This is a genomic window from Thermococcus sp. LS1 (assembly GCF_012027395.1).
Classification (GTDB): Archaea; Methanobacteriota_B; Thermococci; order Thermococcales; family Thermococcaceae; genus Thermococcus.
This window is the reverse complement of record NZ_SNUJ01000001.1, coordinates 130,807-145,816: the sequence shown is the minus strand read 5'-3', so window position 1 is coordinate 145,816 and position 15,010 is coordinate 130,807. Positions and strand designations below refer to the sequence as shown.

At 53.2% G+C, this 15,010-nt stretch carries 15 protein-coding genes and 1 tRNA gene; 9 read left to right on the top strand and 7 right to left on the bottom strand.

Annotated elements, in window-relative coordinates; translation table 11 throughout:
• The first annotated feature begins 62 nt into the window (after nucleotides 1–62).
• Together bpsA and E3E26_RS00850 are read left to right on the top strand one after the other, a co-directional pair.
• A complete protein-coding gene (gene bpsA, locus E3E26_RS00855) occupies nucleotides 63–1,115 on the top strand; it encodes a N(4)-bis(aminopropyl)spermidine synthase (protein WP_167899512.1) in 1,053 nt (350 codons plus the stop codon).
• Nucleotides 1,112–1,804 (top strand): nucleotidyltransferase domain-containing protein, encoded by a 693-nt coding sequence (locus E3E26_RS00850; RefSeq protein WP_167899511.1) that lies wholly within the window; start codon nucleotides 1,112–1,114, stop codon nucleotides 1,802–1,804. The genes bpsA and E3E26_RS00850 overlap by 4 nt, the downstream gene beginning before the upstream one ends.
• Here the strand turns inward: E3E26_RS00850 and E3E26_RS00845 are convergent.
• From E3E26_RS00845 to E3E26_RS00825, 5 genes are all read right to left on the bottom strand, one after another.
• Entirely contained in the window at nucleotides 1,784–3,487 is a 1,704-nt protein-coding gene (locus tag E3E26_RS00845; RefSeq protein WP_167899510.1) for a hypothetical protein, read from the bottom strand. The two genes, E3E26_RS00850 and E3E26_RS00845, sit on opposite strands and share 21 nt — an antisense overlap.
• Before the next feature lie 41 nt (nucleotides 3,488–3,528).
• Nucleotides 3,529–5,535 carry a S8 family serine peptidase gene (locus tag E3E26_RS00840; RefSeq protein WP_167899509.1) on the bottom strand — a complete coding sequence of 669 codons (2,007 nt, stop codon included), beginning with the start codon at nucleotides 5,533–5,535 and terminating at the stop codon, nucleotides 3,529–3,531.
• 307 nt (nucleotides 5,536–5,842) lie between these two features.
• Nucleotides 5,843–7,660 (bottom strand): aldehyde ferredoxin oxidoreductase family protein, encoded by a 1,818-nt coding sequence (locus tag E3E26_RS00835; protein ID WP_167899508.1) that lies wholly within the window; start codon nucleotides 7,658–7,660, stop codon nucleotides 5,843–5,845.
• A gap of 208 nt (nucleotides 7,661–7,868) precedes the next feature.
• Nucleotides 7,869–8,996 carry a tungsten cofactor oxidoreductase radical SAM maturase gene (locus tag E3E26_RS00830; RefSeq protein ID WP_167899507.1) on the bottom strand — a complete coding sequence of 376 codons (1,128 nt, stop codon included), beginning with the start codon at nucleotides 8,994–8,996 and terminating at the stop codon, nucleotides 7,869–7,871.
• A 433-nt stretch (nucleotides 8,997–9,429) separates the two neighbouring features.
• Nucleotides 9,430–9,517 (bottom strand) — tRNA-Leu (locus E3E26_RS00825).
• A 101-nt stretch (nucleotides 9,518–9,618) separates the two neighbouring features.
• On the opposite strand from E3E26_RS00825, the gene E3E26_RS00820 reads away from it, so the two are divergent.
• Genes E3E26_RS00820 through E3E26_RS00795 form a run of 6 tightly spaced genes read left to right on the top strand, consistent with a single transcriptional unit; the run spans nucleotide 9,619 to nucleotide 13,136 of the window.
• Nucleotides 9,619–10,227 (top strand): hypothetical protein, encoded by a 609-nt coding sequence (locus E3E26_RS00820; protein ID WP_167899506.1) that lies wholly within the window; start codon nucleotides 9,619–9,621, stop codon nucleotides 10,225–10,227.
• A complete protein-coding gene (locus E3E26_RS00815; protein ID WP_167712260.1) occupies nucleotides 10,228–10,596 on the top strand; it encodes a hypothetical protein in 369 nt (122 codons plus the stop codon). It begins immediately after the preceding gene.
• A complete protein-coding gene (locus tag E3E26_RS00810; protein ID WP_167899505.1) occupies nucleotides 10,597–10,896 on the top strand; it encodes a DUF2178 domain-containing protein in 300 nt (99 codons plus the stop codon).
• A gap of 11 nt (nucleotides 10,897–10,907) precedes the next feature.
• Nucleotides 10,908–11,117, top strand: coding sequence for a helix-turn-helix transcriptional regulator (locus E3E26_RS00805; RefSeq protein ID WP_167711324.1), 210 nt, complete (start codon nucleotides 10,908–10,910; stop codon nucleotides 11,115–11,117).
• Nucleotides 11,107–11,862, top strand: a complete 756-nt coding sequence (locus E3E26_RS00800; RefSeq protein ID WP_167899504.1) for an ABC transporter ATP-binding protein — start codon at nucleotides 11,107–11,109, stop codon at nucleotides 11,860–11,862. The genes E3E26_RS00805 and E3E26_RS00800 overlap by 11 nt, the downstream gene beginning before the upstream one ends.
• The gene (locus E3E26_RS00795; protein ID WP_167899503.1) at nucleotides 11,859–13,136 is read left to right on the top strand and encodes an ABC transporter permease; all 1,278 of its coding nucleotides are present in this window, start codon (nucleotides 11,859–11,861) and stop codon (nucleotides 13,134–13,136) included. Before E3E26_RS00800 ends, E3E26_RS00795 begins: the two co-directional genes overlap by 4 nt.
• Nucleotides 13,137–13,146: 10 nt before the next feature.
• On the opposite strand, the gene E3E26_RS00790 is transcribed toward E3E26_RS00795, so the two are convergent.
• Nucleotides 13,147–13,554: an RNA-binding domain-containing protein gene (locus tag E3E26_RS00790; protein WP_012572308.1), complete on the bottom strand. Its 408-nt coding sequence runs from the start codon at nucleotides 13,552–13,554 to the stop codon at nucleotides 13,147–13,149.
• A gap of 70 nt (nucleotides 13,555–13,624) precedes the next feature.
• Between E3E26_RS00790 and E3E26_RS00785 the strand changes: the two genes are divergently transcribed.
• Nucleotides 13,625–14,434 carry a ZIP family metal transporter gene (locus tag E3E26_RS00785; protein ID WP_167899502.1) on the top strand — a complete coding sequence of 270 codons (810 nt, stop codon included), beginning with the start codon at nucleotides 13,625–13,627 and terminating at the stop codon, nucleotides 14,432–14,434.
• Here E3E26_RS00785 and E3E26_RS00780 read toward each other — a convergent pair.
• Complete coding sequence (locus E3E26_RS00780) at nucleotides 14,420–14,977, bottom strand: dephospho-CoA kinase (RefSeq protein ID WP_167900065.1); 558 nt, start codon at nucleotides 14,975–14,977, stop codon at nucleotides 14,420–14,422. The two genes, E3E26_RS00785 and E3E26_RS00780, sit on opposite strands and share 15 nt — an antisense overlap.
• Nucleotides 14,978–15,010 lie beyond the last annotated feature (33 nt).

Below are 15,010 nucleotides of genomic sequence, written 5' to 3'. Positions count from 1 at the left end.
CATTTAAAAGCGCCTCACCTTAACCCCGTTCACGAACCAAAATCCTTCTGGAGGTGCTTGAAATGAGGGAGATAGTTGAGAGGGTTAAGGAGAAGACGAGCATTCCCGTTTACGAGAGGACGATTGAGAACGTTCTGAGCGCGGTTCTCGCGAGCAGCGATGTCTGGCGCATAGTTGACCTCAGCGAGGAGCCGCTTCCGCTGGTCGTCGCGGTGATAACGGCCCTCCACGAGCTCGGCTACATCGCTTTCGAGGAGAACGGCGTGAGGCTCACCGCCAAGGGCAAGGAGCTGGTGGAAAAGTATGGAATCGGATCGAGAAAGGACTACACCTGCTCCCACTGCGAGGGCAAGACCGTCGAGCTCGACGCCTTCAGCGATCTGCTCGAGCAGTTCAAGGAGATTGTCAAGGACAGGCCCCAGCCGCTCCACGACTTCGACCAGGCCTACGTTACGCCAGAGACCACCGTGGCGAGGATTGCCCTGATGCACACGAGGGGCGACCTTGAGAACAAGGAGGTCTTTGTCCTGGGTGATGACGACCTCACCAGTGTTGCCCTGATGCTCAGCGGCCTTCCGAAAAGGATAGCCGTCCTCGACATCGACGAGAGGCTCGTTAAGTTCATCGAGAAGGTCGCCGATGAGATAGGCTTCAGCAACATCGAGATGTTCACCTTCGACCTTAGGGAGCCGCTTCCAGACTACGCCCTCCACAAGTTCGACACCTTCATCACCGATCCGCCTGAGACTGTTGATGCCATAAGGGCCTTCGTCGGCAGGGGAATCGCCACCCTCAAGGGCCCCGGTTGCGCTGGCTACTTCGGCATAACCAGACGCGAGAGCTCTCTCGACAAGTGGCGCGATATACAGAGGGTTCTCCTCAACGAGTTCAACGTCGTCATAACGGACATCATCAGGAACTTCAACGAGTACGTCAACTGGGGCTACGAGGAGGAGACCAGGGCCTGGAAGCTCCTTCCGATTAAGGTCAAGCCGTCCTACAACTGGTACAAGAGCTACATGTTCAGGATTCAGACCCTGGAAGGCTCAAAGGGCTACGAGGAAAAAATAGAGAACTGGGACATCTACAACGACGAGGAAGCCTCGACCACATGAAGGTTGAAGGCCTCATAGAATGCGTGAGGCAAAAGCTCGGCCGGGTTCCCAGCCTCCACTCTTTAATTCTCTTTGGCTCGCTGGTTAGGGGCGACTTCATTCCCGGAACGAGCGACGTTGACTTCTTCGCGGTTCTTGAAGATGGCGCTGATCCAGAGAGTATTATTGAAAAGATAAAACCAACCCTTGAGGAGTGCTCAGCCTTTCTTAACCCTGTGGAGGTCGACCTCGCGTGGGAGTGGCTCCCGAACCTCCGCGATCCCCTGCACCTTGGCTATCCCTTCAAGTTCCTGACCGTTTACCAGCAAGACTTCAGGGTGAACCACGTTGTCATCTTTGGCGAGGATGTAGTTGGTCTCCTCCCGGAGTACAGGCTCGATGGAATCATGATTGAACGCCTCGAAAGGACGCTTCAGCGGTTGGAGGGGCTGAATAGAAAGATGCTTCACATAACCGCTGGAGAAACGGCTCGGCTACTGGCATTTATCCATGGCTCTGGCCTGGAGAAGGACGATGTTCTTGAAACCCTCAGAAAAATCGGCGATGAATGGGCAGTAAGGGTATACGAGGCCTATCTCAACGGGAGAAGGATGAATTTTGAGGAAGAGTTCCTGAAGGAGTTCGTGAGGTCACGAGTAGAGCTCATCAAAAAGAAAATTGAAGAGGGCTCACTTCTTTTGCGGCTTTAATCTCTTCTCTTTCCCGTGCCTCCAAACGACGAAACCGGCAAGGAAGAGGAGAATCACCCCTGCAGTTATGTAAAGGTAAGCCTCCTCTGCTGCCCTCCATGGATCACCTGCCCTGAATCCCGAGACACTGAAGGCTTGAACAGTCAGCGGGCTCATGGAGGGGTAGATTGTAACGTAGCCATCCAGCCCGGCGATGTTCGCTGTTCCAGTGCTGTTCCCGATGTATCTGCCATCCTGTATCAGCAGGAATGTCGCGTTGGTCAGCACCACCATGTCCCCAGCAATATCAACGTCCGGAATGTCAGCGTAGAGGGACTCTCTGAGGAATTGAACGCCCTTCGCATATGTTTCCGAGTCCTTGATGCCGGTCTCTTCCAGCGCCCAGAGTACAGTAGCCGTCGACTTCAGCCCGCTTGGGGCACCGTAATTGTAGCCCCAACCACCATTGGGATTCTGGTGGGCCTCGATTATTGAAAGGGTTCTGTTGAACGCCTCATCCATGTCAAAAAGGCGGAAGTCTATCAGCGCATAGGCGTAGTAGTAGTTGGGATAACTATCGGTGAGGCTCTCTTCAAGAAAGTTGAGGCTCTCCGTGTAGTTGAAGTCCACTCCAAGGCTCCTGAGAACCCACACCACGTAAGCGGTGTTGTAGAACTCCTTCCAGACCCCGTTTTGCTGGTGAGAGAGAAGATAATCGACCTCCGAGTCGTAGGGCTGTCCCATGAGGGCCTTGAGCCTTGCTAATTCGGCCACCATCCAGGGAAGGAGCTTATCGTAGTCGAGACCGCTCAGGTTTGCTTCCATCCCGCAGGCCAGGAAATACTTGGCGAGAACGACTCTATCCCATTCCTCTTGGGGAATTACCAGCCTCATGTAATGGCAGGCAGGGGGTTTCAGGTCATCAAAGCCCTGGACCTGCGACACTTCAAGGAGTTCTGGTGGGGAATAGCGGAGCCTCCCCCAGAAGCCGAAGTGCTGGTCACTGAGAAGTGCATCGCGATAGGCCTCATTCCCAGTGGCGTAGAGAAGGAGAGCATTTGCCAGAACGGTCTTGAACTCGCCCTCGGTCTCAACTTTCTCTCCAAGATAGGCAAGGGCGAAGTACTTGTAAGCGAGCATCTCTCCATCAACACTGAGCTCCTTCAGCGATTCTACATCCCTTAGGGCGAGGTAGCCGAAGATGGCTTCCTCCTCGTTTTTCGGCGGGTTGGCTTTCAGCCAGCCGAGTCCCCGGCTTATCGCTTCCGAGACATCGAGGGTTCCGAAGCGGCTTTTTTGATACTCATTGAGGGCTAAAACGGAGAGTGCTGTATCGATGTAGTCGCCAAAGGAGCCATCGGGGCTCTGGACGTAAATCAGCCAGTAAGCTGCACCGTCTATGGTGTATCCATAGCGCCCCTCGGCTATACTTTCACCGCGGATGAGGGCCATCAGGGCCAGTGCGGTGTATTTTGCCTCGGGCTTCTCGCCGTACTTCCAGCCCCAAGAATCCTCGGGGCTCTTAAGCTGATTCAACCACTCACAACCCTCAAGGACGTGAGCGTAATCCCCAACCTTGTAGAGGGCCAGAACAGCGAAAGCAGTCTCGCTCACGGTGGGGGTGTATACATAGGGCACCTCGCGGGCCGAAACGAACGGCACGAGAAGAAGCAGCACCAGCGCTATTGAAACTATCCTTCTCATCTCACCACCCCAACAAAAGTGGAAAGGGGAAATAAAAAGATTCAGCCGTAGTAGACCTTAACATCGAGCTGATAGCTGGCCCAGCTGTAGGTGTCATAGGCGTAAACGAGGAACTTCCAGTCTCCTGGAATCGGGTTGGCGTACTCGACGTGCTCGTAGCTGTCGTAGCTTTCAGAGCGGTCGACGAGGTTGCCGTTCGGGTCGTAGAGGTAGAGGTCAAGGTCGTGGTAGTTGGTGTTGAAGGTGAGATCTCCAGTAATCAGGGTAGCGCCGCTGTTGACGGTCATGGTGAAGCTGTCGCTCTTGTCGTAGTAGTCGTGGACATAGCCGGTGAAGGTCTGCTCATCGACGGTTGGGGTGGGAGTCGGCTCTGGAGCCGGCTCGGTTCCAGTGTCAGCGCTGAGGGTCGTTCCTTCAGCGAGAACCTCGACCTGGTAGTTGGCGGCGCCGCTGTAGCTGACGACCTTGACGCTCCAGGTTCCGGCGACCGGGTTGTTGTAGCCGACCTTTTCGAAGCCGTAGTAGGCGCTGTAGGAGTAGTCGACCTGGTTGCCGTTCGGGTCGTAGAGGTAGAGGTCAAGGTCGCTCGAGGCGGTGTCCCAGGTGAGGAAGGCCACTATCCTGCTTCCGCCGCTTCCAACGGTGAAGGTGTGGGTGGCGCTTCCCTTGTCGGCGACGTAGCCGCTGAAGTAGAGCTTGGCGTCGTTGTCGTAGTTGGCAGCGAGGTAAACGTTAACCCTACCGGCACCATAGGCTATGTCAGCTATCTCACTTGGAGCCACTATCTCGGCGGTGACCATAAGGGCGTGCTTTATCTTGTCGTTGGTCCAGTCTGGGTGGGCCTGGAGGAGGAGCGCGGCTATACCGGCGACGTGCGGGGTAGCCATTGAAGTTCCAGGAGCTGCAACGTAGTAGTCACCAACGAGCTGGTCAGTGAGCTGAGTGCCGCTGGCACGGGCGGCTATAATCCAGTTGCCTGGGGCGACAACTTCTGGTTTGAGTCTGCCGTCAGCGGTTGGACCCCTGCTTGAGAAGTCAGTTATGACGTCGTACTTGTCAACGGCTCCAACGGTTATGACCTTGCTAGCGGCTGCAGGTGAGCCTATGGTGTACTTGTCAGGACCACTGTTTCCAGCGGCGACACAGACGACAAGGCCCGCATCCCAGGCATTGTTGACAGCCTGGCTGAGGGAGTCCGTACCGTCGGAACTCTGGCTCGAACCGAGGGAGAGGTTGATGACCTTTATTCCATACTTGTCCTTGTTCTGGACAACCCAATCGATACCGGCTATGATGTCAGAGGTGCTTCCAGAGCCATCCGCACCGAGAACCTTAACGCCAACGAGCTTGGCACCCGGAGCCATTCCCTTATACTGGCCGTTACTGGCTGCACCAGTTCCAGCGGCTATGCTGGCCACGTGAGTGCCGTGTCCCTGGTCGTCATAGGGGGTGGTCTTACCGTTAACAACGTCATACCAACCGACTATCTTACCTTGGAGGTCGGGATGGGAGCCATCAATACCAGTGTCAATTATGGCAATCGTTATTCCAGAGCCGTCATAGCCAAGATTCCAGAGGTTGGTTGCCTGAACCTGAGCAGCGGACTCGTCAAGACCCTCAAGCTCAACGGCAACCTTAACCTGATAGTCATCCTGGATGAACTCTATTCCTGGAACGGAAGTGCTGCGGGAAAGTGTGAAGAGACCGCTCCTGTACAGGCCGGCAAGCATCTTAACGTCCTTGACTTTGATGTCTATGGCAACAGCGGGTATTATCTTGTAGTTGTACTTTATATTCCCAAGCCTCTTCAGAATCGGCAGGGCGCGCTCCTTGCTTGCCTGGTCTTTGAACATTATAATCGTGCTTATGCTCTGGTCATCATTCATTCCCTGGATCTTCTTGAACAGTGATGGCTTGAGGAGGCCGTAGTTCTTCTCGAGGGTCGGCATGTTGCTGGTGTTCACAATCTTGGTCGGTGTTGCCACAACCAGACCGATCATCAAACTGGCAAGGAAAACTGCAAACACTACTACCTTCCAACCCTTCATTCATGTACACCCCTTGTTAGATTTTAGCTTATTGAACCATCTGGGTACTCTACCCGTCATCAGGGCACTCCTCTGGACATCTACCGTATAAATCTTTCGATTTTAAAGCGTATTATTACATATGACCAGGATGACTGGGCGATTTTAGTTGTTTTACGTAAACTCAAAACACAACGAATTGTAAGTTATGTGGATGGAAAATTAACAGATCACCCACAACATGGAACAATGTAGCACGATATGCACACGCCTCTGCAAGAACCTCAGAATATTGATGAAACAACAATTAAAGAAAAGACAAGAGAATTCAGAACTCGTCCAGGCCGAGCTCCTTGAGCTTCTCCTCGGGGATTCTTCCATCCTCGGTCCAGCCGCGGAGTGCATAGTACCTTGGAAGCATCTCCTTGAGCCTGACGACCCTTCCCTTGTTCGGGCCCTGCTTGACGGGCTCCTCGAGGAGCCTCTTGGGCAGGGTGTCCTCCTTGAGCGGGTCGAGGCCGGCCTTGAGGTTGAAGAGCCTCTCTGCGTTCCAGATGCGCTCTCCAATCTTGAGGTACTCCTCGGTAGTGAGGTCCCATCCAAGGGCTGCATTAAGCATGTCGCGGTAGTCGTCCGCACCAAGTCCGAAGGTTGTGAATAAACACAGACCCGCGGCGTCTATCAACGCGGTAAGGTCCTGGAAGATTATGACCATCTTAACCTTCTCGTCGCTGATGTCGTGCGGATCCATCTTGTATGGGTAGCCAAGTATCTCCGGACTTATCATGTACTGCTTAATGTGGCAGCCGCCACGGTTGTTGGTAGCGTAACCAAGGCCATGGCCCTCTGCACCCCTCGGGTCGTAGGCCGGAAGCTCCTGCTTCTTGACGCCCATGAAGTACTCGGTGCCGTTGTACATCTCGGCAAGCCTGTAGCCACCCTCGGCGAGCTTGTCACCGAAGCCCTCTCTCCTGGCTATCTTCTCGATGTAGTAGTGCAGAACCTCGGTGTTGCCCCACCTGAAGGGCGGAGCCTCCTCGCCGAGATCCTCAGGCTTGATGAGGCCCTTCTCGAAGAGCTCCATGGCAGTGGCAAGGGTTCCACCGGTTGAGATGGTGTCCATACCGAGATCGTCTATCAAGTGGTTGGCCTCTATGATGCTTGCCAGGTCGTTTATTCCGAGGTGCGCTCCGAGCGCCCAGATGCTCTCGTACTCAGGACCTTCGGTGACGCCGACGGTTGGAAGCTTGTTGACCCTTCCACAGCCGATCGGACAGGCGTAACAGGGCTTGTTCCTGATGAGATATTTGGCGGTCATAGCCTCACCGCTCTGCTCTTCGGCGTACTCAAACTGGCTGTCCTGGAAGTTCCTGGTCGGATAGAGGCCGTTCTGGTTGATTATGTTGACAAGAACTGCTGTACCGTACTTCGGCAGTCCGCCGCCGGCAGTCGGATCGTTCCTGAGCTTGTCTGTCTTCTCCTTCACCACGCTGGTGAACTTGGCCCTGTCGGCGACCTCAACTCTCTTGTGGCCGCGAACAACTATCGCCTTGAGGTTCTTGCTTCCCATGACGGCTCCAACGCCACCCCTTCCGGCTGCCCTGTGCTCGTCGTTCATTACCGCAGCGAAGCGGACGAGGTTCTCACCTGCCGGGCCTATTGAGGCGATGCGAACCCTCTTGTCGCCGACTTCTTCCCTGAGTTTCTCTTCGGTCTCGCTCACGAGCTTGCCCCAGAGGTGGCTTGCATCCCTTATTTCAACCTGGTCGTCGTTTATGTATATGTAAACCGGGTGGTCAGCCTTGCCCTCGACTATTATAGCGTCCCAGCCAGCGAACTTCAGCTCGGCTCCGAAGAAGCCACCGGAGTTTGCCATGGCTATATAGCCAGTCAGTGGGCTCTTGGTTATAACCATGTATCTGCCGCCAGTTGGGGCAGTGGTTCCAGTCAACGGGCCGGTGGCGTATATTATTTTGTTTTCAGGGCTGAATGGGTCAACCGTTGGGTCTATCTCCTTCAGGAGGTAGTAGATACCAAATCCTCTGGTTCCAAGCCACTTCTGGGCAAACTTCTCGTCGAACTTCTCTTCACTGATTTTGCCTGTGCTTAGGTTAACCCTCAAAATTCTTCCCCAGTATGCAAACATGCTTCGATGCCCCCCAGTTGTTGTCGGAAACATTTTTGTACACTATTGCTAATAAACTTGACGAAAGCAAAATAAGGAAACACAAATGTATCAAGCAAGTGGATTTGTTTAACAAAAAAAATTGTTTAACAAAAAAGTTGAGACCATTTCCGAACAACTAAGTTGGAAAACCACACCCTGTTTTCGAGGAAAATTAAAAATAGTCGAGCTACCAAAAGCCCTTCATACCCTTTTCGGGTATTGGGCAGAGGACTATGCGCCTGGACCATAGACAGTCCGCGCAGCTCGGGCTGTTGCCCCAGCAGTCGGAGTTTGTATCCCGGACAAAGGAGCAGGATTCATTGAGCGGACAGTCAGTGCAGCTTGGATATAGAGAGTTCTTAACGACGAATCTGAACCAACTGTACTCCCTACTCGTCCAAATGTCCGCTAGGCTCTTCTCCCGAACATTGCCGAAGGAGTAAGCGGTGACTATTTTCTCCCTGCCGAAGACTATCTCGGGATATGTGTGCAAGAAGCGGTAGCAGGGAGCTACCTCACCATCCCACCTTACTACGGCCACTTTCTTATCAATGAACTCACAGTGCCGTTCTGTCCTCAGGGAGAACTCTGCTATCTTCTGTAGATAGCCATGGTAGATGGCTTGGAGCTTGTCAACTATCGGCTTCATGTCCACGCTACCATCATAGACTATCATATCAGCATGCTCCGTGTTTATTGGAATGATGTTTGAGATGAGTAGCGTATCGACACCCAGAGAGCCAACGTAGTGCGCTATCTTGGGTAGCTCCTTGTAGTTCTCCTTTGTCGCCACGACCTCAACGCCTATGTGGGGAACGTCCCTTCCCAGCTTTTTCTTGGCCTCCTGAATCTTCCTGATGCGGGATCCGGTGTAGTCTGGCTTTATATGTCCAATGTCGGCTGGCTGCGTCGGTACGGAATCGATCGAGAAGTATATCAAGTCAACCCCAAGCTTCACAAGCTCCTCTATTCGCTTGTCCGTAAGGAGGAATCCGTTGGTGCTTATGCCGAGGGCAAAGCCGCGTCTCTTCACTTCCCTGACCATGTCCATGAAGCGGGGGTGAACCGTTGGCTCGCCTATGCCACCAAAGTAAATCATCTCCAGCTCTGGAAGCTCCTCTGCATCATCGAGTATCTTGATGAAGAGATCCCAGTCCATGTCACCTTCGTCGTCTTCCCAGTACTGCTTGAAGCACATCTCACAGCGGAGGTTGCAGCGGTTGGTTATCTCTATGTAGAGATATTTCAAATCGGGCTTCTTGGGGATTAGAACGAATGCACCATCAAGGTCGAACTTATGAGCGTCGTTCTCCAACTTAAATCACCTGGCTGCGAAATAAAACGGATATATTTATAACGTTTAGTGGACAAGTTTGGGCAACGGATTTTGCTTGTGCAATTTGATTCTTCAAACAAGCCTTTTAACTGATGTTGGACTTGACATGCTAACCTTGATGAAACTTTGCGCGGGCAAATAAACTTTGCATAGCAAAGTTTAATCAAAGAGCGCCCTTCTTATAAAACGCTAGGAGCATTGGCGTGCACTCTCTAAACCTCCACTAAAAGCGGGTTTGACTTCAAGAAGAGCCTTTCAAGTAGTTTGCTTTTTGTTCTGGCACCCGAAGGATGCCTCGAGGGGAGCAAACACTGTAAAACCGCCATTTAGAGAGTAAACCCCTTGAGAATTTGGCACTTCACAAAAGCACGCACTCTTTCCGCCAGCGCTTTGCGCCAGCAAAGGGCTGTTTTGGTGCGGGGGCGGGGATTTGAACCCCGGAACCCCTGCGGGACGGGACCCTAAATCCCGCGCCTTTGGCCAGGCTCGGCTACCCCCGCGCGGATGGAACTTCTTCCCCGCTCTTTAAAAACTTTGAGGGGCAAAGCTTATAAGGATGTAAAGGAAGCTTTACGTAAAGGAAACTTTACATGGTGGGAGCATGGAGCGCTGGAAGAGGAACGTTGCCGGCCTGCTCCTGGTGTTTGCACTCACCTATATCCTCTACCTCGTCTGGCTTTACGTGGAAAGTGGCGGGACGATGGTGGTGAGCTACGAGCTTCCGGAGAGCTGGTTCCCGCTTTTCGTTGGGGTCTTCACCTTTGGCGTGGCCTTCTTTGGAGGTTTTCTGCTGACGGCGGTAACCCGAGAGGATTTGATATCGAGGAGAAGTTTCCTGCCTCAGCTCCTAACTCTGAGTGTTCTCTTCGGCTTCCTCTCAGGAGTAATGGCCACGGCGATGAAGTCAAGCACGTCCAGGCCATTCCTTCTCGCGGTCTTCCTTCTCGGCGTGGCCCTCTGGATTACCTTTGCCCGCAGGCACTCGAAGGAAATCCAAGCTGAAGAACCGATAACGGACGAGAGGGAGGAGCTGATAGAGCTGAGGAGCAAGGCCCTTGTGAGCGATGCCATGATAACGCTCCTCGCGGTAGTGCTCATCGGAGACATCTTCGGCCTTTGGGAGTTGAATGAGACGCCCCTCTACTTCCTCCTCGCGACTTGGGGATTTGCTTACCTCGCTGGCCAACTCTACTACAGGAAGGTGATGTGAATGGGCTTTAGGGCCATCCACTTCGTTTTCCTATTTGTCACGATTTTCCTGATGAACTACTACTCAAGGACGAACACCTACCTGAGCTGGTTCTTCTTCACGCTGACGATAGCAGGAACGTGGCTCCTGATGAAGGCCTACGAGGCAAAGGTCGGGCCGGTGGAGGACGAGAGGACGAGACTGATAACTATGAAGAGCTTCTACCACGGTCTGCTCCTCGGCCTCGTTGTTCTCGGCTACGAGCTCATCTGGCTCGCCGGGCACGATTACGAAACGGCCGTCGTGTTCGTGAAGTGGCTTATGCTTCCCCTAATGGTCGGGATCCTGACTGCAATGATTCTAAAGGTTCGCTATGAGATGGTGATGTGAATGAACGAGCTTGCCCTCATCTCGTTGGTCTCAATCGCCGTTGGCGGAATTTTGGGATATTTTCTATCACGGGAGATCGTAACCAACATCGGCATCCCTCCTGACGAAAGGGCGGAGGAAATATCGAAGAGAGCAGCAATGAAAACGCTGGAGCTGGTTCTCTTAGTTACGGTTGTTTCCCTTTATTACTACGCGTTTGTTACCAAGAGCGAAGATTGCGCCAATGCGATGAGCCTGATCTTTGCGACGATTTTCTTTGGCAACATGGCCTTCAGGGCATACTATTCAAGAAAGATGTGAGGGAATGACTTATGAAGAACCGCCTCCGCGAGCTCAGGGAAGCCAGGGGACTAACCCAGGAGGAACTCGCTAAAGCCTTAGGCGTCACGAGGCAGACGATAATAGCGATAGAAAAGGGTAAGTACGATCCATCGCTTAAGCTTGCTTTCAAGATAGCGCGCTTTTTTGGAGTTCTCATTGAAGACATTTTCGTCTACGAGGGGGAGAGGGATGATAGTTGAGGTTGTGAACCTCGAGAAAGACTACGGAAAAGTGAAGGCCCTCAAGGGAATAAGCTTCGAGATTCCGGAGGGCGAAATCTTCGGTCTCATAGGGCCTAACGGCGCGGGAAAGAGTACTACGTTAAAGATACTCTCAACGCTCCTCAGACCAACGGCTGGAAAGGCGAGCATAGCAGGCTACGACGTTGTCAAGGACGCCTCAAAGGTCAGAGAGTTCATAAGCTACCTGCCGGAGGAAGCTGGCGCCTACAAGAACCTCACGGGTTACGAATATCTCGAGTTCATGGCGAGGCTCTACGCTAAGGGAGGGAGGAACTTTGAGGAGATGCTGGAGCTCGGCGTTAAGCTGAGCGACTTGGGGGACAGGCTCTATGACAAAGTCTCGACGTATTCCAAAGGGATGACAAGGAAGCTCCTTATAGCGAGGGCACTGATGGTGAAGCCCAAGCTGGCAATTCTTGACGAGCCCGCAAGCGGCCTTGATATAGTCAACGCTTACACCATAAGGAAGACCATCAGGGAGTTCGCGAGGAACGAGGGCGTTACGTTTCTCATCTCGAGTCACAACATGCTCGAAGTCGAGTACCTCTGCAACAGGGTTGCCCTCATCAATGAGGGCAGAATAGTCGACATGGGCACTCCGGCCGAGCTCAAGGAGAAGTACGGCGCTGAGAACCTCGAAGAGGTCTTCATGAGGGCTGTGGGGGCGGAAATCAATGAACCCGTTGGGGGTGAGGGCTCATGAGCGACTTCTGGGTGATGGCGAAGAAAGAACTCAGGAACCTCTTCAGGGACAGGAAGCTTATCTTCGGTCTTGTGGTCATACCTCTCATCCTGTTCCCGGTCATGGGCAAGGTGATAACCCTTGGGCTGGAGCAGGCACAGGGCGAGACGAAGGTCGCCATAGTGGACTTCGATGAGGGAGGGTACGGTGAAGTTCTGATAAAGGCCCTTGAGGTAACTCCAAACGTAACTGTCGCGGTCATCAACGCAACATCCCTGGATGAAGCCCTTCAGAAGGCAGTTCTGGAGAAGCAGAACGTTCTTGTGGTGATTCCTCCGGACTTTTCAACGAAGCTCGAAGGCAACGAGAAGGCCACTGTTCAAATTTACGGTATCTTCACGACAATCGGTGCGGGTATAAAGGAGAGCGTCAGTGAGGGCAGGATAAACGCCGTTATCGGAGTTCTAAGCGATGGAATAGCCCGGATAAAGATTGAGCAGCTCGGGGCTGGAAATCCAGACGCGATACTTCGGCCGATAGAGACAGAGAGCAAATCTGTCATCAGGGGTAAGATAGTTGACATCCCGCCGAGCATAGTCTCGAACGTCATAGCCTCACAGGCCTTCTCAATACCTATGATAGTCTTCCTTATGGTGATGGTCACCGCCCAGATGGCTGCCGGGGCGATGGCGGCCGAAAAGGAGAACAAAACCCTTGAGACGCTCCTGACCCTTCCCGTTGCCAGAACAAAGATAGTAGGTGCCAAGATCTTTGGAACCGCCGTCATGGGTCTGATGGCGGCGATAGCCTACATGATAGGAATGCGCAGCTACCTTGGCTCCTTCGGTCTGGGGGCGACGGGCATAACCCTCGAAGACATTGGTCTCAGCGTGACGCCGACGGGGATGCTCCTCTTCGCCCTCCTCGTCTTCCTGACCATAATCTTCTCCCTCAGCTTGGCGATGATACTCGCAATCTTCGCGGAAGACGTGCAGAGCGCCACAACGGTGGTGAGCGCAGTGATAATGCCCCTTGCCTTTCCCGCGTTCCTCCTTATGTACACGGACATCAGCGACCTGCCAGTGGCCATCAAGTATGTCCTGCTGGCGATTCCGTTCACACACCCGATAGTGGACTACCGCTACATCCTCCTTGGTGACTACGGTTCAGTATTTCTCAGCGTGGGGTATCTTGCCTTAATGGCCGGACTGACGCTCTACGTTACCGCGTGGATATTCTCAACGGAGAAGGTTATGACGGCAAAAATAAGCTGGGGAAGGAAGAAGATGGAGTGAGCCTTTCTTTTTATTCTATAGGTACTCCATCTTTTGTCCTCGGTGCGAGCCACTTCATGAGCCTCTGCGGATCTTTGGTGCGGATGATTATCGTTATCGGGCCTAGTGGGGATTCCTCGTTGAAGTTCACCACCCCAGCGTAAGCTGCCTGTTTGTTGACCTTTATGATTATCTCCTCGCCGAAGTAGCCCTCCTCGAGGAACGAGCGCGCTGTGTCGAGTATTGCCTGGCCGCGGAAGAGCTCGTAGAGCCTCTGAAGGGCTTTCTTGCTCCTGGTTTTTCCGGTCAAGATGATGTAGTCTCCTCTGTCGAATGCCTCGAACTCCAAATCCGGAATCAGATTCAGCATCGCCCTCTTGACCTTCTCTATATCCTCCGTCGGATAAACGTAAGCCTCAACCTCAACTTCCTCGAACATATTCCCACCGTCATCCACTCGACCCAAAGCTTATAAAGGCAACCCCCCTATTAATTAGGGTGGCCTAACGGTGTTAGACAACTTCACCGCGAACCTCGCCGAGTGGATGCTCGAGATCTCCGGGGGCAACATCCTGTGGGTCTCCTTCTATGCAGGCCTGTTTGTGGCTATCATGACTTCTCTCGGCGCGATGACGGCAATATTTGCCAAGAACATCCCTGAAAGGGGAGTTGACTTCAGCCTGAGCTTCGCGGCTGGAGTTATGATAGTCGCGAGCTTCACCAGCCTAATTCTCCCTGCTATAGAAAGCACCGGGAGCTTTGGGCCGGCTGGAATCGGAATAGCCCTTGGCATTCTCATGGTCTTTGTGATAGACCGCCTCATCCCCCATGAGCACATGGTCAAGGGCTACGAAGGCCCGAGAGATTTGAAAAATAGGCTCAGGAAGGTCTGGCTCCTCGTCCTTGCCCTCATAATCCACAACCTGCCAGAGGGATTAGCCATTGGTACTTCTCTCGTTTACAACCTTGAGGTTGGCCTAGTTACGGCCATAGCCATAGGCATCCAGGACTTCCCTGAAGGAACGGTCGTCTCGCTCCCTCTAGCTGTCATCCAGAAGAAGCGCCTCCAGCCGATTATGATCGGCGTTCTGAGCGGGTTGGCTGAAATGGCGATGGTGATCCTCGGAGCAGTCTTCTTCACGGCTTTTGCTTGGTCTCTGCCCTACGGCCTTGGGTTGGCAGGAGGAGCCATGCTTTACGTAACTGTGAAGGAGATGATTCCTGAGATATACAAGAGGGAAGAAAACGAGACGCTTGTAACTCTGGGCTTCTTTGTTGGATTCTACGTGATGCTCTTCCTCGACTCAATGCTCGGCTAAAATCTTCTCAACGAGCTCCTTAACTCTTCTCTCGTATTCTTCCTTCGGGCAGTCATTGACTATCATGTAGTCGGCCATTGCTATGACGTTTCCTATGCCGAACTTGAGCTCCTTCCAATCGCGCTCCTCGAAGTCCTCCCAGCTCTGCGGGTCGTCGTGTCTTCCCCTGGCTTTGAGCCTCTCGAAGCGCTGTCTCGGTGGTGTGTGGACGGCCACGATTATTATCTCCTCGTTTGGAAAGGCACTCCTGAATGTTCCCACCTCGTCGAGGGAGCGAACGCCGTCGATTACAACTGCTTTATTCTTTCTGAGGAGTTCCCGAACCTTCTCAACGGCGAGCTTTGCCACGGCGTTCTGGCCCAGCTCCTGCCTCAGGCGGATGCTGACCTTGGCGATGTTTTCCTTGGTCTTGGGCAGTCCGCGCTTCTCCGTTTCCTCTCTGACGATGTCCCCGAGAGAAACGCTCGGAAAGCCCCTTCTTTCAAACTCCCTCACAATCTTGCTCTTCCCGGAACCTGGCATTCCTGTCACGATGATTATCATAGTGCCCACGCCAAAGTAAAAGGCCGGGATTTA